Annotated in this window: 20 protein-coding genes and 2 pseudogenes; 1 reads left to right on the top strand and 21 read right to left on the bottom strand. The window is 34.8% G+C overall.

What is annotated here, in order from left to right:
- Positions 1-84: 84 nt before the first annotated feature.
- The 11 genes from ACM1ND_RS08240 to ACM1ND_RS08190 form a co-directional block, all read right to left on the bottom strand.
- Positions 85-1,251 carry a UvrD-helicase domain-containing protein gene (locus ACM1ND_RS08240; RefSeq protein ID WP_418027532.1) on the bottom strand — a complete coding sequence of 389 codons (1,167 nt, stop codon included), beginning with the start codon at positions 1,249-1,251 and terminating at the stop codon, positions 85-87.
- The gene (locus tag ACM1ND_RS08235) at positions 1,196-2,824 is read right to left on the bottom strand and encodes an ATP-dependent nuclease (RefSeq protein WP_418027530.1); all 1,629 of its coding nucleotides are present in this window, start codon (positions 2,822-2,824) and stop codon (positions 1,196-1,198) included. The genes ACM1ND_RS08240 and ACM1ND_RS08235 overlap by 56 nt, the downstream gene beginning before the upstream one ends.
- Positions 2,825-3,022: 198 nt before the next feature.
- Positions 3,023-3,946, bottom strand: coding sequence for a helix-turn-helix domain-containing protein (locus ACM1ND_RS08230; RefSeq protein WP_418027528.1), 924 nt, complete (start codon positions 3,944-3,946; stop codon positions 3,023-3,025).
- Positions 3,947-4,370: 424 nt separating this feature from the next.
- Positions 4,371-4,709: a helix-turn-helix domain-containing protein gene (locus ACM1ND_RS08225; RefSeq protein ID WP_418027526.1), complete on the bottom strand. Its 339-nt coding sequence runs from the start codon at positions 4,707-4,709 to the stop codon at positions 4,371-4,373.
- Positions 4,710-4,910: 201 nt separating this feature from the next.
- Positions 4,911-5,225 carry a hypothetical protein gene (locus ACM1ND_RS08220; protein WP_418027524.1) on the bottom strand — a complete coding sequence of 105 codons (315 nt, stop codon included), beginning with the start codon at positions 5,223-5,225 and terminating at the stop codon, positions 4,911-4,913.
- Positions 5,226-5,279: 54 nt separating this feature from the next.
- Complete coding sequence (locus ACM1ND_RS08215) at positions 5,280-5,996, bottom strand: hypothetical protein (RefSeq protein WP_418027522.1); 717 nt, start codon at positions 5,994-5,996, stop codon at positions 5,280-5,282.
- A gap of 94 nt (positions 5,997-6,090) precedes the next feature.
- On the bottom strand, positions 6,091-6,258 hold the full coding sequence (locus ACM1ND_RS08210; protein WP_418027520.1) for a hypothetical protein: 168 nt from the start codon (positions 6,256-6,258) through the stop codon (positions 6,091-6,093).
- Positions 6,259-6,797: 539 nt separating this feature from the next.
- Positions 6,798-6,971 carry a DUF6953 family protein gene (locus ACM1ND_RS08205; protein WP_418027518.1) on the bottom strand — a complete coding sequence of 58 codons (174 nt, stop codon included), beginning with the start codon at positions 6,969-6,971 and terminating at the stop codon, positions 6,798-6,800.
- The gene (locus ACM1ND_RS08200) at positions 6,943-7,068 is read right to left on the bottom strand and encodes a hypothetical protein (RefSeq protein WP_418027516.1); all 126 of its coding nucleotides are present in this window, start codon (positions 7,066-7,068) and stop codon (positions 6,943-6,945) included. Before ACM1ND_RS08200 ends, ACM1ND_RS08205 begins: the two co-directional genes overlap by 29 nt.
- A 77-nt stretch (positions 7,069-7,145) precedes the next feature.
- Positions 7,146-7,610: a hypothetical protein gene (locus ACM1ND_RS08195; protein WP_418027514.1), complete on the bottom strand. Its 465-nt coding sequence runs from the start codon at positions 7,608-7,610 to the stop codon at positions 7,146-7,148.
- A gap of 55 nt (positions 7,611-7,665) precedes the next feature.
- On the bottom strand, positions 7,666-8,301 hold the full coding sequence (locus ACM1ND_RS08190) for a restriction endonuclease (protein WP_418027512.1): 636 nt from the start codon (positions 8,299-8,301) through the stop codon (positions 7,666-7,668).
- Between the two features lie 1,027 nt (positions 8,302-9,328).
- On the opposite strand from ACM1ND_RS08190, the gene ACM1ND_RS08185 reads away from it, so the two are divergent.
- Positions 9,329-9,556, top strand: a complete 228-nt coding sequence (locus ACM1ND_RS08185; protein WP_418027510.1) for a DUF3139 domain-containing protein — start codon at positions 9,329-9,331, stop codon at positions 9,554-9,556.
- A 289-nt stretch (positions 9,557-9,845) separates the two neighbouring features.
- Here ACM1ND_RS08185 and ACM1ND_RS08180 read toward each other — a convergent pair.
- The 10 genes and pseudogenes from ACM1ND_RS08180 to ACM1ND_RS08135 form a co-directional block, all read right to left on the bottom strand.
- Positions 9,846-9,965, bottom strand: a pseudogene (locus tag ACM1ND_RS08180) (DUF1805 domain-containing protein); the annotation flags it as partial.
- A 187-nt stretch (positions 9,966-10,152) separates the two neighbouring features.
- Positions 10,153-10,488 carry an RNA 2'-phosphotransferase gene (locus tag ACM1ND_RS08175; RefSeq protein WP_418027508.1) on the bottom strand — a complete coding sequence of 112 codons (336 nt, stop codon included), beginning with the start codon at positions 10,486-10,488 and terminating at the stop codon, positions 10,153-10,155.
- A gap of 626 nt (positions 10,489-11,114) precedes the next feature.
- A complete protein-coding gene (locus ACM1ND_RS08170) occupies positions 11,115-11,366 on the bottom strand; it encodes a hypothetical protein (protein ID WP_023987879.1) in 252 nt (83 codons plus the stop codon).
- A gap of 13 nt (positions 11,367-11,379) precedes the next feature.
- Positions 11,380-12,264 (bottom strand): annotated as a pseudogene (locus ACM1ND_RS08165) (WXG100 family type VII secretion target); the annotation flags it as partial.
- A 371-nt stretch (positions 12,265-12,635) separates the two neighbouring features.
- Entirely contained in the window at positions 12,636-12,767 is a 132-nt protein-coding gene (locus tag ACM1ND_RS08160) for a hypothetical protein (RefSeq protein WP_279831444.1), read from the bottom strand.
- 177 nt (positions 12,768-12,944) lie between these two features.
- Entirely contained in the window at positions 12,945-13,391 is a 447-nt protein-coding gene (locus ACM1ND_RS08155) for an RNA 2'-phosphotransferase (RefSeq protein WP_418028024.1), read from the bottom strand.
- Positions 13,392-13,736: 345 nt separating this feature from the next.
- Entirely contained in the window at positions 13,737-14,225 is a 489-nt protein-coding gene (locus ACM1ND_RS08150) for a hypothetical protein (protein ID WP_071640119.1), read from the bottom strand.
- Entirely contained in the window at positions 14,225-15,568 is a 1,344-nt protein-coding gene (locus ACM1ND_RS08145) for a WXG100 family type VII secretion target (RefSeq protein WP_418027505.1), read from the bottom strand. The genes ACM1ND_RS08150 and ACM1ND_RS08145 overlap by 1 nt, the downstream gene beginning before the upstream one ends.
- A gap of 182 nt (positions 15,569-15,750) precedes the next feature.
- A complete protein-coding gene (locus ACM1ND_RS08140; protein ID WP_418028023.1) occupies positions 15,751-16,296 on the bottom strand; it encodes an RNA 2'-phosphotransferase in 546 nt (181 codons plus the stop codon).
- A gap of 412 nt (positions 16,297-16,708) precedes the next feature.
- A complete protein-coding gene (locus ACM1ND_RS08135) occupies positions 16,709-17,254 on the bottom strand; it encodes a hypothetical protein (protein ID WP_418027503.1) in 546 nt (181 codons plus the stop codon).
- Positions 17,255-17,265: the final 11 nt, after the last annotated feature.

The raw sequence follows: 17,265 nt of genomic DNA, 5'->3' as shown, positions 1-17,265 counted from the left end.
ATTGAGCGTCTTGTAAGAGTTGAATATTGTAGTTCATAATTCGTTAGTGAAACTCTTCACCAGCAATGGTTATGATAACTAGCACTATAATTTAAACTTTAAAACTCTAATGTTATTACCACCTAAATTGATACTATCTTCAAAAAAATATCTGTTGGGTTTAAGCTTCTCAACCACAAAGGTCAGACTAAACTTTGCTCGTGTGACACCAACATAGTATTTATCTGGGGCTTTCAATCCTTTGCTAGGATCTAGCAAAAATGTTGAAAGAGGCTTATTAGGGAAGATTAAAACACGTTCCAAAGTCATCCCCTTGCTGACACCAAAGTTTAGGGATGGATACCCTAAAGTTGGAGTCTTGACATCATACTTTAAGATACTTGGTTTTAAGTGTTGAATATAATCATGTATGTCAGTTTGAAGAATCTGGAATACCCCGGTCGCAGGTTCCTCAGCTTCTAATGCTCCAATAATCGGTTCCTCTGGGTAGACCAAGTTAGCAAAATTCGCTATATCAGAAACAAATCGCTTGGAGGTATTATTTTTAACGATGTTAATACGATGTGAATCCCTGCAAGTCTCTAAATAACTGAAAACATACATACCGCCTTTTTTTCTATCAGATTTCGGGTTATGAGTCTTTAAGGTCGCTTGTTTATAGTCACCAACACAATAAATCTTTATAGATGAAAGAAATAGTAATTCGAGGAGTTCTATATCCTTCCCCACTAGATCCTGCAGCTCATCAATATAGATGCATGCATAAGTCTCCTCTAGCCTTTTTAATACGGCCCCATCGGATAATTTATTTAATAATAGTGCAAACTCGGAAGCACGATTGGCTTTAACATCATTGTTTCTATTCAAAAAATAAGATGTCGTATTTTTTTTTTCATAATTAGCACCGTACATCCTAGAAAAATCAAAAGATCTTATCTGACTAATTTTTTCCAAAAAAATTCTCTGGTATGGTCTGATTAGCTCTTTTAGAATGAATTGAAACCAGGTACTTATAACAACATTTTTATCGAGAACACCATTATTTTGTTTTGCGTATTCTTTCTTTATAGAGTAAATACCTTTATGCGTGTAAGACAGCATCAAGATTTTTTTAGTTGATTTCTCAGATAAAGACCTTGAATCATTACACATACCATATGTTTTACCTGAGCCGGCACAAGCAAGAACTAATGTATTATCGTATTGCATTTTTAATATACGTGGGATATTCGATACATTCGTCTGAATCAAATACCCTCAATCCCCATTCTGCTTTATTATTTTTCATGAAAGATTCTACCTCTACCACGTTTTTATTAATCATCGAATTTCCTTTAGAAATAACCCTTTTAAACTTGTCGAAAATTTCCGATTCAATCGTATTGACGGCCAATATGCTGGGTTCAATTGTGTGAAGCGATTCATTAGTTTCATAATGTATTTCTATCAAATCACCATATATCTCGGTGTACTCTTTATATTTATCAAAGATATTCTGCTGAACATTCCTATCATTGTCCGTAATAATTCGTAAGGGCTTCCTTACTAAAATAGCTAGGTCACAATATCTTTTAAATGCTAGTGAATCGACTGTAATGACATCTATTCCATTTTCAATTGGCAACTTACCATGAATATCCTTGTAAGCACGTTGAACAATTAATTCATCAGTTGGGCCCTCAACTAATATCACCTTATCTGCCAATAAAAAACGAACAGTACCGTAACCAGGTAACTTTTTAAAAAAATCCATTGTATCAGGCTTTATAGCATCTAATTGACTTATCTTCCCTTTATACAAAAGTATTATATTTTTAAGCCCTAATTTGTTGGCTACATAACTACTGTGAGTTGAAATAAAGATTTGTTTATTTTCGTCTTGATTTATTTTTGAGATTAGGCGTGACATATTCCCAAACGCTAGATTATTTTCAGGCTCTTCAAACAGTATTACATTAGATCTCTCTGTATTTTGTTTGAATACTAATTCCATTTTAATTAAGTTCTGAGTACCAAATCCCATATCCTCAAAGGGAATATTCTCAACATCAATTGGGACTTCATTCATCCAAGACTCAAGTGCATCTTCACGCATACCAAACTTAATCGTTTTGTCGTCAAGCTTTTCCTCTACTGCCAACCTTTCGTTAAGTGCTAGCACATTTGCATTATTATTAAATTCGTATTTCATTTTTCTATACGCTCTTGCTAAATGTACTTTTTCATCTTCAGATAAATTGTTAGTAATTCGTGAATTAATAAACTTGTTCACTGCTGAGTTATAATCTTTTTGGGTAGTATCAATCAGTGAAACATTCACCGGAAACGTCCTAAAAACAATTGGATTGTCACCAAAATCTCTCCAACTAATTTTGTAGAATTCAACCGGTATATCATAGATTTCCCCTTTTTTTAACATGGCTTGAAATGCTTTTGAATAATCGGAGTTAAACTCTACAGTCATACGAATGCCTGGGCAGTCTTCACCCAACTCATTATTTGTTCCTTTATATTCAGTGTTGTTACCATCATTCTCAAAATAGGCTTCAGCGATTATAACAGGCAGTTCTTCGATTGGTTTAGCGGAATCGGCAATATTTTTTTTAAAAATGGAACGGGTTGAATAATTAAAAAAGGAGGCTTTTAATTGACGTTCAAAAGACAAATTATTTATTCTTCCACTTAAAAGAACTTGAATCATCTCAAGCAAAGTGCTTTTCCCAGAGTCATTATCGCCGACAAAAATATTGCAACCACTGTTCAGTTTTATCAGTACATCTTCAAACATTCTATAATTCTTAATTAATAGTTTATTTATCTTCACAACACATTCTCCTCAAATTTGTCTGTACAACACTTTTAATTTATCTTAATCACTTCTACTATTGAGATAGTTATTCTATGGTAATCATTCAGTTTATTGATTTCAATCCATTGAGAATAGTAATCTATTAATTTTAGTTGACATGTTGTCGGGATTGAAAATCAAAGCCAGATTATTGGGATGCCTCTATATATGGATTCATCTATGTGTTCGAAACTTATGCAGAATTCCTTTTTGTTTTTTCACCTTCCAAAGAAAGTCACCATCAGCAAAAACACTAGCTTGACGTATTATCGTTGAATACCTTTTCTCTTGTGCATCCACAAGCAGTAGCTCAAAATCATACTTTTCAGCACATATGCCGTATTCATCAATATTTAGTCTAAGAGGATCTGATGATTCAAAGCCCACCATCAAGTGTCCAACCACTTCTGATTTTGGTGGCAAGGCTAATTTAAAATCTGCACCTACAAATTCATTCAATCCATACACACGATGCCTTGACAGCTCTTTTCCTTGATCGTTCCTTATGTACAAAGAACCACCAATCACAGTGATAGGTAACTCTGTTGAATTCGTTAATGCAACTTCTACAGAAGCACAATCATCGGCATCATGTACAGCGTGTAAAGCATGTTCCAGAAATCTCATCTCAAACTGACCTTTATTTAAGTACATATAATCAAAGTCGCTACGTTTGGCCAAAGCGTTCGTACTGCTTTTACGGATTAAGCAGAGGCCCTCGTTCAGTCGGTCAAATTTCTTTCTCATCATGTACGGTTTATCATCCGTATTATAAATTCTAAAGACGCCTAACACTGAACCTTTATACTCATATTTAAAATAATCAAACTGTATTTCAGGTTCAATGTTACTTTGTATTAATTGTGTGTAAGTAGACGAATCTATAAATTCTTTCGGTTCTATTCCCTTTATCTCTTTACCTTCTGGTCGATCCTTAATTCCTATAATGATGAATTTATCTCCATCATGACGTGAATTAGCCATAGCCATAATATCTGTAATCAAGTCCATACTTTTTTCCTTAGAATACTGTCTTTCTTTGAAATCCAAGTAATAGCACTCGTATCCATATTCGATTAACTCATATATTTTATCCATCTGTACCTCACCTCGAATTCTTAATAAAGTATGTATTTAGATCTATAGTACATTCTATAAATGTTTTGATGTTTTCCATCGAAATTCTATTATTCCCAAAAAAATATACCTTTCTTTTTTTGATTCAGCTTCTGATTATTGAGAAGCATTAATATTGTTTTCCTATTTAAATGGTCTAAATGAGCTTTACTTTTATAATTATTTAAAGAGTATCTACTTAGTACATTTCTAATCCAACTTAAGACTCATACCTTACTAGTTAATTATACACAAATAACTTGTCGTATTTTGTCGCTTTATGGTCAAAACAAAAAAGTATTTGTCATTCATTCTCCCTCTTAAAGGCGGATAATTTGTGACTTTTATGTACCAAAATTAAAATGAGTATTTCTAAGACATATTATTAAGGAGTTCCCGTGGAAGATTAGTACCGAACAATCTTCAGTTTTATAAAATCAATAATTTCATCTCTATCTTTATTAGTAAGTTCTCGAAACAAAGAAATGAGTTCTAATTCCTGAGCTTCAATGGCTAAATTAAAAATTGTGTTCTTTGATATAGGCGTATCTCCAAAGATTAACCACTCTATATGGGAATTGAAGTTTTCTTTAATTGCTATAATTATATCAAGAGAGGGTCTGTATTTATCTTGCTCCAGCTCACTTAACGTTCCTTGAGAAATTCCAATTGTATTTGCAAACTTTATTTGATTTAAGTTGTTTGTTTTTCTAATAGTTCGAATTCGTTGGCCTATTGTAGACATAATTGCCCTCCTAAGCTAAAAAGATCCCGATATATCATCGGGATCTTTCTTGATGTTTGTAAAATGACTAGTTCCAGACTTTTTTTACTGGTTCCACACTTTTTTATCAAGACACTAATTCTAACCTTCTCTCAAACCCTACACTCTTCCTAACTCCTCTTTCACCAATCGTTTATATTTTTAGTCCAAATTAGTCTTCTTTTAATCTAATGCGTCATTTGCAAGTTTTTTATGCAAGGCTTGATAAGCTCTGATTGTTATACTCACCTCGTCAGCAACAATGGTGATGGAATCATTCAAATATGAAGCGATAATTCGAATCGTAAATTCAACGTGGTTTTCAATAAGGTATACCTGATAAATCACTTTTTCTTTACTGTTGTGTTCATTAATCACTTGCGCATCCTTGAATTCCTCGCGAATAATATCAGGTACCAGAGTGACGGTCTTTTTCTTGAATTCAAAAAAAATCAATTTGTTCTCATACAATTCTAGTAGTACCAACCCTTCCCTCATTGCACTCGCTCTCCTTTTTCTCTTTTTGATAAAAGACTCATTTTTTTATGTACATCATGAGAAATTGTTATCAAAACAATCTTTGGTTTCACACTTAATTTTGTACCATTGTTGACCAAAATCATTGTTAGAATGGATGATTAATCTGTTCCCACAGCGAATGCAGTATTTTTCTGTTTGATTTCCTTTTTTATGCTCTACCAGATAAGCCTCTGCTAGTTCTATCTCTTCAATTATTGTTTTAAGAGCATTATCACTTATATCAGTAGGTTTCTTGTCCCCTCTTTTTGCATCAATTGAACGAGAAAAAGCTCCAAATCCACCAACCAACTCATGATGATGCGTACTAATCAGTCCACCACCTCTTTCAAACAATATTATCATCGGTTCATATATGTCTGGAAACTGAAGTGCAATATTGTTGCTGTTATCAAGCAGAGTGCACCATCGTAGATAGTGTATGCTTATTAATTTCATAAGCATACAATCAATTTCTACAAAGTTTGGACATTTTACCAATAGCTCATCCCATACATTATCGACCATTTTATAGCCTATTAACATATCCATTCCTGCATAGATACTTGTGACTTCTTTGGAGATAAACTGTAAATAAGCACCAACTCTTCGGTAATACTCAGCAATCAACCTAGCATCTACTTCGTATTCACCTCTCGATCTGAATTCAGAATACCTTTTATTGGAAACTCCAATGTATTGTTTCGCGTCAATATTCTTAATTCTCTCAACAGCTAGTTCGTAATAACTCATGAATTTATATAGTATCCCTTTCTTACATAATCATTTGATCGTTAATTACACAGCAACAAGAGAACGTCCGGTTTTTTGAGAGCTACTCCATTAGCTAACTATTCTTTAAGTCGTTTCCTTCTTCGTCTATTTTTTTACTACCGCCACCAAACTCCCAGCCATTGGCCTCCACGAATTCAATAAACTCATCAATGAACTCGTCATGATCTACATTTCCCTCAGCAGCAAAGATTGCCCCACTGATCTTGATACCTGTTTTCATTGGGGTATTCCTTTCTATGTAAAAGACTAATTTTATCGGCTTATTAAAGTACCATCTTTTAATTTTTCTCTTACAATTTCAATCGTGCGATTGCAACTGATATGTACAGTAGTCAACCTATTTACACACTCTTTAAACAAATCAATCCTATTGGTATGACGACAGGATTCGCAATCTGCAACTTCAGATGTGCGATCAGGTCTCTTTTCTGTAGGATTAGGAACTTTAATAAGTTTCCCGTAATTACATTCATGATCATAATCAGTATGATGAATTTGAAATCCGTGTAGAGGATAGGACTTGTTACACCAAGAACATCTATTGTCTTCTCTCAATCTTAAATATTCCTTTAGAAATGGATTCTTTGTTGTCTTGCTAACAAAAATCTTCCATGATAACTTTGACCCGTATTTGGCTCTTACTTCCTCTATTCCAAGTAGAGGAACAATTTTGTAGTTCATCGCTTCTTGTTTCCTTTCTTGTGAGTCCGCTTTTTTATCAACCTTTTAAAAGAATTGTTTTATAAAAGTGTACTAATTTCAAAATCTGCTGATTAAGTCCTCCGCTTCATCGTCATTTAACTTTAGAACCCATTTAAAATCATACTGATCCCAATCAACCTTATTCTCATGATTAATTTTTCGAAAAGCGGTTGTTACTTTTTTTATTGCCTTATTCCCATTGTCATTTATGTAAATAAACTTCCCCCCCAAACAGCTCCTCTATCTCACGTACTGCATCATATTGAAAAACCACTTCTCTATCAAGAACCTTATTATATAACCACATAGCAACTTGTTGTTCATCCATTATCAAATTCTTCCCATGACACTTTTTTAAATAGTCGAGCATTAATACTCATTTACCTCATAACGTATTGTATTATTCTATTCGTTCTTAAAAAATAAGTAATATGCTAGATGATCAATTTCTCTATAGGGTTCAAGCATTGTTTGAGTTATTTTTGTTTTACCAGTATCGGGTAATAAGTTTATGTCTGGGATTTTTTGTTTATCCAAAATTCTATATTGAAAATTCCATTCTTCCTCTGATTTAAATTGAAGATAAATTATGATAACTTCTCCGTATGGATCTTTTAGAAGGCTATTTCTAATTTCCCAACTACTTGTTTTAGTTGTAGTTTTCAATTGAATATGTTTCATATTATTATCGCAATTAAGTAATATATCATAACCAAACAAATCCCCTGTATTTGTCTTAAGAACATCAACTTTCTTGTTGTATTTTGCCATAACAATCATAAGATCAGAAATAAATTTATAAGTTGTAACAGCCTCTCTATATTTAAAATCTGTAGAAGAATCATTACCAAACATTGTTTTAAACCCCATTTTATTTTCCCCTCTCCTTATAAAATCATCGTTTTACTACGGGAGTATCCAGTATCTAGTTACCTGAAGCGATAAGCTTTTCAGCCTTGCGATCCTTTTTAATCACTTTACTGTTATTCCTATAATCATCCCATGAATCCAAACTCAAGTATGGCTCTGCTTCAATAATATCTTTTACTTTGCTGTGCTGTTGTTCTTTGAATAGCTCAATCATTTTAATTAAATCGTTGCGATCCAACAGCTTTACTCCATTATAACTGGCTAACTGTTCACATGAAGTTGTGTATTTACTTGAAGTAATGACAATAGATTTCTTAGCTCTGTAAAATCGCATAGAACTATAAACTTCCTGAACTGCGCTCAAACCAACAGGATTGCTCATTGCATACCGTTTAGCCTGAATGACATTACGGTAGCCCTCTCTGTCCGTAAATACCAAATCTGTTCCAAAATCTCTACTGTCTTGTGTTTTATACGCATCACCATAGCCTAAACACTGGAACAGCCTGAACAGATACATTTCAAAGTCCTTGCCATCCTCCATACGGTCTATTTCGTTAATGCCAATTTTATAAGGGTCAATATTCTGCGTTACTTTATACGGTTCCTGAACTCTAGGCTTCTTAAATAAGCGTAGCAACACCAAAGCAATCAATACAACAACGAAACACACTATCACAAATATAGACAACAATGTTCCTCCTTAGCTACTTTGGCTCTTTTTCACACTATCTTATAATACAACAGATAGGGATAATTTGCCATATATTTTGAATAAGTATAGTAAATTGTTAACAAAGAAACGTCTATTGCTAGGCAAATAGCTTCATATTCATGGGGGATGACTCTTCTTGACTCCTGTATACGCATTCCTTCTTGTTTTGCCTTCCTCTTTGTAACATTTGCTTCACATAGACATGCAAAGAGCCTAGACCAATTTTTTAAGCTTATATGTTGTACATTTTATTGAACGTCATTCCAGGTTTAGTGAATCACGAAGAAAAAAGAATAAAATTCCTGATTATAAGAAGTTTTCTTTTCCTTATACTTTTGAGAAACTGTCATAAGCCTTGATATGACTGGATTTAACGTAATGTTAATGTTAGACGCTGTGTACCTAGAGTTACAGGGGTTTTATCCATAGGGCTAACACCAAAGATTGAGTAATGATGATTACATCATTATTCCTTTTTCTTGATTTAAAATAATATAATTGACATAATATCAATAAACATCCTTACCAAAGATTTTTAAGATCGCTATATTTATAGACTTTTCCTACATTACTTTGAATGGCTTCATAGTACAAGAATTCTACTTTTCCAAAAACATTATTGGAGGCTAACAAATGAGTAAATTTGAAAAAAATCTAATTAAGTATTTGTCTTACGGTTTTTTTGTAGGAATATACTATTCCTTTATTAAAGGGCCAACAACAACGAGTACTCCGATCAATGGTATGTTTGAATTTTATACGGTACCCACTTCTACTTTTATTTTCAGAACATTATCAACCTCGTTTCTACTAAGCCTCTTTGCTGGAGTGGTGTATACAATTACTTTTTTATGTATAAGAGGAAATAAGTAGATTCTTTGAATAACTCCAAAGCAAAAGAAGCTGTTCAAATCGCAACGGCTCCTTTTCTTAAGTGACGGTTCGAAGCAAATATTACGTCATTGGTAGCGCTCTTTAGCTTGCTCCAACAAAGGAGATAGTTATGAGAAAATATGGAATAGCAATTTTTATAGTAATGATATTCGCAAGCGTTTGGATGCTTAGTAGTTACACTAAAAATGATACTCAAAACAAAGTATTCGATTATCTTGTAAAAATTCAAGGATACAAACCATCTGAAATTTGTTCAGTTAAAACTCAAATAGGTAAAGCTCCCTTAGTTAGTACACAAGTTATTTTTAAGGACGAAACCAATGCAAGGTATTTTTAAAGAGCGAGATAAAATTATTCAGTATAGCCAAGCCCCCATTAAAGGAGTAGATGATGGGGCGTATAATTATTCTTTGAAGGATTATAACGGAAATGCAATGCACAGTCACATGCTTGTCCCCCTCGAAGAGGTCACAAATGCGGTCACAAAATTCAGTCATTTATAAGATTTTAATAGAATGAATCAGTACAGATCAGAAAATTGAAAATTGCTATGAAAGCTTGTCCTGTTTGACTTTAAAGCTTAAACAGCGAAAAATTTCACTACCCTAAATTCGGTACATCTTAGACGCACCACACATGATGTAACCACGGGAGTTAGAGATCGTCAACAGCGTTGTTTTAGGCAGTTTGACCTCAACTCCGATAAATGTATGCTCACCCACTTGCACGGATTCCATGTGTATCATTGTTCTCACATGCACCTCCTCTTTGTTCACCCGGGATATTTTATGCGGCATTTGCGGGTAAGTGTGGACACTCGTGGATACGTTCAAAATTTTAGGAGGATTATGTATTTACAGCAAAACAGGACATATCAAAAAGACTAGATGATTCATCACATCTAGTCTCTTTATCATCGTTAATGTTCTAAGTCTACGCTTTGTCAAACTTATTTAAGTACTGTGGCGGTACAAGGTCAGCAAGCCAAACACCATGGTTGGCTTTATAAAACTTCACTTGATTAGCTAATGCCTTTTCTGTTTCTACTTCGAGGATCACTAGTTCCCCACGTCTTTTACCTGCTAAAATTGCAAACTCAAGGGATTCAGACAGATGTACATACTTCCTGCCCATTGGCTTAATTCCTTCATTGAAAATATTTTGGATTACCTTTGTGTTTGTACCGTGATAGAGAGTTGTTGGTGGAGTAGCTTCCTTATAATCTACTCTGCCTGTACTGTGACCATAATTAGCTCTTATGTACCACAATGGTTTACTACTTGCTTGATATCCAACTCACAGACATCGGCCCCTCTATTCTCTGATCTTATCCCTTGAATCAAATCTTAAATGTCCCAATAACCTTCATGGTCTAGCTTAAGACTAAACTGTTCTGGTGCATGCCTAAGAATCATACTCATAAATTGCTAAGGCCCTCTTCATGTTTTAGTGTTAACATCACATACTCCTTGTAATAAATATTTGTTTTATTTATAGTAATCTATCCGATGATTCATAGCGCCTTGTGAAGTAAAGCACCAATCCCCCAATAAGGAAAAATGTAGCTCCAATTAAAAAAACTCTTATCAAAGTCATGATAAAAATCTCCGATTCATAAAACCCCTCCCCTCTAATAATCTCATTAGACTATTTTGTTCTTCCCATAATTTTGAGTATGTATCATACTTCATAACATTCACGTACCTTCCGTATACTTTAACCATATCACTAAGTAAGTAGCCTGATTGAAGAATCTCCTGTTTAAACCCACCTCTAAATTCTTAGGTGCATGCAAATTATCTTCTTTATCAGATAAATTACTATGAAAAATGAAAAAAGCTCACTCCCATTTTATTGTTAAAGGAGCAAGCTCGGTTCCTATTATTGAAGCTACTTTATGATTCAAATGTCAGCTTTTCGGGAAATATACCACCTTCTTTAACGAAGCAACGTGCCATCCGCTGTGCAGCCCTATCAAAATAAAATTTATTTGAATGACTCGGATCTGGTAAAGGTTCAATTTCAGAGAATAGCTTAGTCTCTTTGTTCAATTGAATTTTCCCCATAATGTGTTCATTTGGGCCATATCTATAAATAACTACATTCTCATCCTCATGCTCTTTAAAAAGTAAAACAAATGCTCCCATTATAAAATCTCCTCTATTCTATTTCCCATGGACGACCCGACCTTACCGCAGCTTTATGAGCAGTCTCATAGTCTGTTTTAAATATACCCTCAAATCTGGATTCAAACAATTCATGATTAAGCAAATCCATATCTTTTTCTGTTTGTAATCCTTTTTGTAATCTATCCCATGCTTGAGCTATTTCGTAATCAGAATGAAATCTGCCATAACCACTCGACTTTGTATGTTCATTTATGAAAACGTGTTCTTTGATTCTTTGAACTCTACTTTCCTTCCTTCCAGAATTTTCAGCTATTGCTCTTACATCACTATCAGACGCTCTGATTTGATCATACATCTCATCTGCTTCAGCTTCTCTACGAAAATATTCATCAATTGAAAGATCGTTTCTTCCACCTGTTTGTACTTCTGTTTTAGGTTCAGATTCTATTGAATTACGCAATTTCGAATTCGCATTATTCTTCGGAATCTCATACTTAATAGATGATTTCAAACCAATTTTAGGCTTGATTACTGAACTAACTCCTCCAATTAATCCAGCTGTACCGATCATATTAGCCCAGTGTTCCTTTGACCAGGCATTGTTTGGATTAAATGCCCCTTGAATCATACCTGTTACTCCAAATGTACCGAAATTGAGCATGTCATTCCATGAATCGTTTTGTTTAGCTGCCCGTTCCATGTACCCTTGGTACATTCCTTTTGGAATACCATATGACATATAATCTAGAAAGCTCCAGACTGAATTAAACTTTTTCTCATAGCGTACTGAGTTAGCATCTACAAAATCCTGACCTAGTTCAGTTAAGCTATCTACTGATTTTTGGAACGCATTCCGTGTATCTGGAGCAGGAACAGCACATGAATTCGGTGGAGGTGGTAAACAACTTGCGTCAAGGTAACAAAGTCATTCATATTCTTCTGATTTGTAGGAATATACTATTCTTTTATTAAAGGGCCAACAACAACGAGCTCTTCGGTCAACGGTATGTTTGAATTCTATACGGTACCCACTTCTACTTTTATTTTCAGAACATTATCAACCTCGTTTCTACTAAGCCTCTTTGCTGGAGTGGTGTATACAATTACTTTTTTATGCATAAGAGTAAATAAGTAGATTTCATCCGAATAATTTTAAGGCAAAGGAGCCATCCAAGCAACGGCTTCTTTTCTTAATTGACGGTTCGAAGCAAATATTTATGAAAGCTTGTCCTGCTTGACTTTAAGGCTTAAATAAAGGAGATTTTAATCCCCTGAAGTAGCCGTATCTTAGACGCACCAAACATGAGTAACCACGGAGTAGGAGATAGTCAGCAGCGTTGTTTTAGGCAGTTTGACCTCGACTCCGATAAATGTATGCTCACCCACTTGCACGGATTCCATGTGTATCATTGTTCTCACATGCACCTCCTCTTTGTTCACCCGGGATATTTTATGCAGCATTTCCGGGTAAGTGTGGACACTCGTGGATACATTCGAAATTTTAGGAGAATTATGTATTTACAGCAAACAGGCCATATCAAAAAGACTAGATGATTCATCACATCTAGTCCCTTTATCATCGTTAATGTTCTAGGTCTACGCTTTGTCAAACTTATTTAAGTACTGTGGCGGTACAAGGTCAGCAAGCCAAACACCATGGTTGGCTTTATAAAACTTCACTTGATTAGCTAATACCTTTTCTGTTTCTACTTCGAGGATCACTAGTTCCCCACGTCTTTTGCCTACTAAAATTGCAAACTCAAGGGATTCCGATAGATGTACATACTTTCTGCCTATTGGCTTAATTCCTTCATTAAAAATGTTGTGGATTACCTTTGTGTTTTTACCGTGATAGAGAATGGTTGGTGGAGTAGCTTCCTTATAATCTAACCTGCCTGTACTGTGACCGTAATTAGCTCTTATGTATCCATTAACAGTTTCATACCTTTGCTTTGGACAATGGTTTACTACTTGCTTGATATCCGACTCACAGACATCGGCCCATCTATTCTCTGATCTTATCCCTTGAATCAAATCTTGAATGTCACAATAACCCTAATGTAGCTCCAATTAAAAAAACTCTTATCAAAGCCATGATAAAAAATTTCTGATTCATCCCCCTCCTCTCTAATAGTCTCATTAGACTATTTTGTTCTTCCCATAATTTTAAGTATGTATCATACTTCATAACATTTACGTACCTTCCCGTATACTTTAACCATATCACTAAGTTAGTAGTCTGATTGAAGACTCTCCTATTAATCCTGCCTCTTAATTCTTAGGTGCATGCAAATTATCTTCTTTATCAGATAAATTAATATGAAAAAAGCTTTCCCCCATTTTATTATTAAAGGAGCAAGCTTATAGATATTTATCAATTGCTGTGAATTATATTGATTTAGGATTTTTATAGCACCAGTTTGGATCATAGGGCAGAGATCTGAACTTCTGAATATCTTCCCAACTGTAAACCCAATCATAATCAGGAATCCAAAAATAGTCAGTAGGATTTAGCTTGAGATATTCATATATAAATCGAAAAATTAGCTCTTCAACACCATAAACATCTTCAATACATCCTACTTGATACAAGGACAAGCTTGAATCTAATCCACTAATATCTTCATCATGCTCATAATTAATTTCGTAATTATCAATTCCGTCAATATAGAATATAAACTGCTGGTTATTTTCAGCACCCAGTGGGTTATAAGATATATTTAGAGTTGTTGAAAAAAACTGTTCGTTCTTATATTTTTTATCATTGTCAAAATATAATCCAGCATCTGCATGAAAGGCAGCTACGATTGCATCTCCCAGTAATTTCTCAGGTGTATATTTTTCTCGTTCTATTAAAATAAAAGCCGAACTTCCCATCACTTAACCACCTTTCTTAATTCCTCTAAGGAATTCACAACAGTTACTCCTAGCTTCTTGATATTATCTAATTTTTCTATATTACTTTGAGATAGATTGCCCAAAGGCTTATCGATATAAAGTATAACTTTCTTCTGTTCTGGATTAAAATAAAGCTTATCAGTCGTAATTGTCATTTTCTCAAGTTGTCCTTCTTTAACTGCTTTGATTGAAGCCTTAACCTCAATTAATTCATTTTTTGTAACTACATCTAAATCACCTGCAAATTGACCATCTTTCTTTAAAATTTTTTGTCCAAAACCAGTGACTTCCCGTTCTTCTTTTAAAAAGCCAGCTACTTTTGCTTCAGTTGCCTTTCCTACATCTGAGCTATTCATAAAGTTCTCAATATCCCGGTTAATATTTTTGGGATGTTGATCAACCCATGTCAATTCATTGCCAGCAGGGTTTGTATATTTCGTCTTATTTCCTTCCTTAATTATACTCCCTATATTATTATTGTGAGTTCCCTCGATTACATGTGGAGCCTTTTCTGCCTTAGCTCCCGAAGATGGAGTAGATTTAGATGAACCTCCACCTTCTCCCTTCATCATCTGCCACAATTCCGCTGAGCTTTTTCCTATTCCGCTTGCGCCTTTAACTGCGGTTGTACCTCCATGTGCCGCTAAAGCTGCTGAGCCAATCAATCCAGGTATTCCGATAATACTACCAACTCCCGTGGATGAAACAGCAACTGATAATCCTTCTCCACCTGTTCCAACGATTACCTCACCAGCTCCCTGCAATGTCGTAGCTACGTGACCGAGAGTTTCACCTACTTTAGCAGCCATAGGATGATCATAGTCACGGTCTTTGTCAGGCAGCATCCCCAAGGTTAAATCTTCCTGAATAGCACCTTTCGCTCCCTGAGCAGTATCCCACAAAATTTCCCCTTGAAGCTTACTAGCTTCCATCTGAGCTTCGGCTTTTGTGATCTCAGCTTTACCGATCTGTTCAAAGATTTTATGTAACCAACCTTCACCGCTTGATGCCGTTTTAACAGGCACACCATTCCCCGGCACATCCAGTACGACTTTTTCTCCATCTACCTGTGTGAAGTTTTTTGAAATAAAAATGAGTTCTTGTGCAACCGTAGAAAGTCGTTCAAGCGTCACGCCCATGGATTGTCTAGAGACCTGAAAATCTTGGAAAAACCTCTCTCGGGTAGCACCAGACCAACCTTGTTGGACTAAATCAATTCTTCCATTCAGTAAATTCAATATACGTTCCATTTCGTGTTTACCATGCAAGAACTGGTCAGCCACTTCCATAAGCTTGTCAGGTGGAACCAATATTCTCCCCAATTGATCACGTCCATTTTAATTTAGATGGAAATAATCTTATCAGAAGGAGATGTTTAGGGATATCCACCTGTCATCCTGAAATTTCCTTTTATATTATGTGACAAATGGACTGATATAAACGGATTTACTATGTCAAAAGTATTGTATAAAGCCTCTTTTTAATATAAACGAAAATATCAGTGTTAAATTTTTTTAAAATATTGTGGGGGCACAAAATCGGCAAGCCAAACACCATTGTTAGCGACATAGAACTTAACATTGTTAGCCATTGATTTTACTGTATCGATTTCAAGAATGACTAATTCACCACGTCTCTTACCTGCCAATGTTGCAAATTCAAGTGTCTCAGATAGATGAACATACTTTCTCCCCATGGGTTTAATTCCCTCGGTAATAATTTTATCAACTACTTTGCTATTTGTTCCGTGATAAAGAGTAGTTGGTGGAATGGATTCTTTGTAATCTAATCTTCCTGCACTGTGCCCGTAGTTAGCTCGTATGTATCCATTTACCATGTGGTATCGCTTCTTTGGACAATTAGTTACGACTTGATCAATTCCTGCTTCTCCTATATCCGACCATCTATTCTCTGACTTAATTGCTGAAATTAAGTCTTGCACGTGGCAATAACCTTCATGATCCAACTTAATTCCAAACTGTTCTGGTGTATGCCTAAGAATTTTACTCATAAATTTACTAAGGCTCTCTTCTTGTTTTGGTGATAACATCATATACTCCTTCTAATGTAATATTTGTTTTATCTATAGTAACCAATCTGATGATTCATAGCGTCTTGTGAAATAAAGCACCAATCCCCGATAAGGAAAAATGTAGCTCCAATTAAAAAACCTCTTAGACTATATCTGCTATAAGCCTCCAATAATACTGCAACTCCCAGCCCACAAGGGAAATACCCGAAAATACCCCTTATCAAAGCCATGATAAAAAACTTACGATTTATAAATTTTTCTCCTCGCTAATCGTACTTCATTATATAAAAACGAACAAATTTATTTCATCCATATCCATATATCCTCTTTGTCCCCATTTCACAGCAATCCAAAGTCGACCAACAATACCTTTCCATTCTAAGCCTAAATTAAAAAGACAACAGGTGATACCTGCTGCCTTTACTCACCATTATTCAGCTTCCGTCAACATTTTTAAAATGCCAGTAAATGAGCCGTCAATCGACATAATATCTCCATTAACTTGTTTGCTAAATTGAGACTCCGTAAGTTTATCTTTTCCTGCTGTGTGATTCTTAATGAATTTTATAAGCTCTGCTTTCTGATTTGCAATATCCTTTAATGCTTGTTCGCTTTCTTTTTTGTAATTTTTAACTGTTTTATTTAGTTCCACCTTAGCCACGCCGAGCTGCTTCTTTAATTTATCACAATCAGCCTTGGCTTGAGCTATTACCGCTTTACTTGATTTATTTTTCACTTCGTTTTTATAGCGCGCTGATGCTTGACTTAATCTCTGAGTTAGCTCACGAACTTCTGCCCCCAGAACAGCATTAAGTTTTTTTTGTGCAATTTTAATTTCCTTCACACGATCTTTGTAATTCTCAAAGTATATTTTTTCGATTTCACTTGTTGACATTGCTTTTGTAGATGTTGCTGCCAATACTTGTGATGGAATTAAGATAGCAAACATTAATAGTAGTAGAATAGCTTTCTTCATATGTATCTCCT

It is taken from the genome of Paenibacillus sp. JJ1722 (assembly GCF_048282685.1).
In the GTDB taxonomy this organism is placed as follows: domain Bacteria; phylum Bacillota; class Bacilli; order Paenibacillales; family Paenibacillaceae; genus Paenibacillus; species Paenibacillus polymyxa_B.
The sequence above is the reverse complement of the archived record's forward strand: the minus strand, read 5'-3'. Positions and strand labels throughout refer to the sequence as shown.

Bases quoted from the DNA above. Each gene is read 5' to 3' on its own strand.
- ACM1ND_RS08230 (WP_418027528.1), bottom strand. From the start codon at position 3,946: ATGGATAAAATATATGAGTTAATCGAATATGGATACGAGTGCTATTAC.
- ACM1ND_RS08225 (WP_418027526.1), bottom strand. From the start codon at position 4,709: ATGTCTACAATAGGCCAACGAATTCGAACTATTAGAAAAACAAACAAC.
- ACM1ND_RS08220 (WP_418027524.1), bottom strand. From the start codon at position 5,225: ATGAGGGAAGGGTTGGTACTACTAGAATTGTATGAGAACAAATTGATT.
- ACM1ND_RS08215 (WP_418027522.1), bottom strand. From the start codon at position 5,996: ATGAGTTATTACGAACTAGCTGTTGAGAGAATTAAGAATATTGACGCG.
- ACM1ND_RS08210 (WP_418027520.1), bottom strand. From the start codon at position 6,258: ATGAAAACAGGTATCAAGATCAGTGGGGCAATCTTTGCTGCTGAGGGA.
- ACM1ND_RS08200 (WP_418027516.1), bottom strand. From the start codon at position 7,068: ATGGATGAACAACAAGTTGCTATGTGGTTATATAATAAGGTTCTTGAT.
- ACM1ND_RS08195 (WP_418027514.1), bottom strand. From the start codon at position 7,610: ATGGGGTTTAAAACAATGTTTGGTAATGATTCTTCTACAGATTTTAAA.
- ACM1ND_RS08185 (WP_418027510.1), top strand. From the start codon at position 9,329: ATGAGAAAATATGGAATAGCAATTTTTATAGTAATGATATTCGCAAGC.
- ACM1ND_RS08170 (WP_023987879.1), bottom strand. From the start codon at position 11,366: ATGGGAGCATTTGTTTTACTTTTTAAAGAGCATGAGGATGAGAATGTA.
- ACM1ND_RS08150 (WP_071640119.1), bottom strand. From the start codon at position 14,225: ATGGGAAGTTCGGCTTTTATTTTAATAGAACGAGAAAAATATACACCT.
- ACM1ND_RS08140 (WP_418028023.1), bottom strand. From the start codon at position 16,296: ATGTTATCACCAAAACAAGAAGAGAGCCTTAGTAAATTTATGAGTAAA.
- ACM1ND_RS08135 (WP_418027503.1), bottom strand. From the start codon at position 17,254: ATGAAGAAAGCTATTCTACTACTATTAATGTTTGCTATCTTAATTCCA.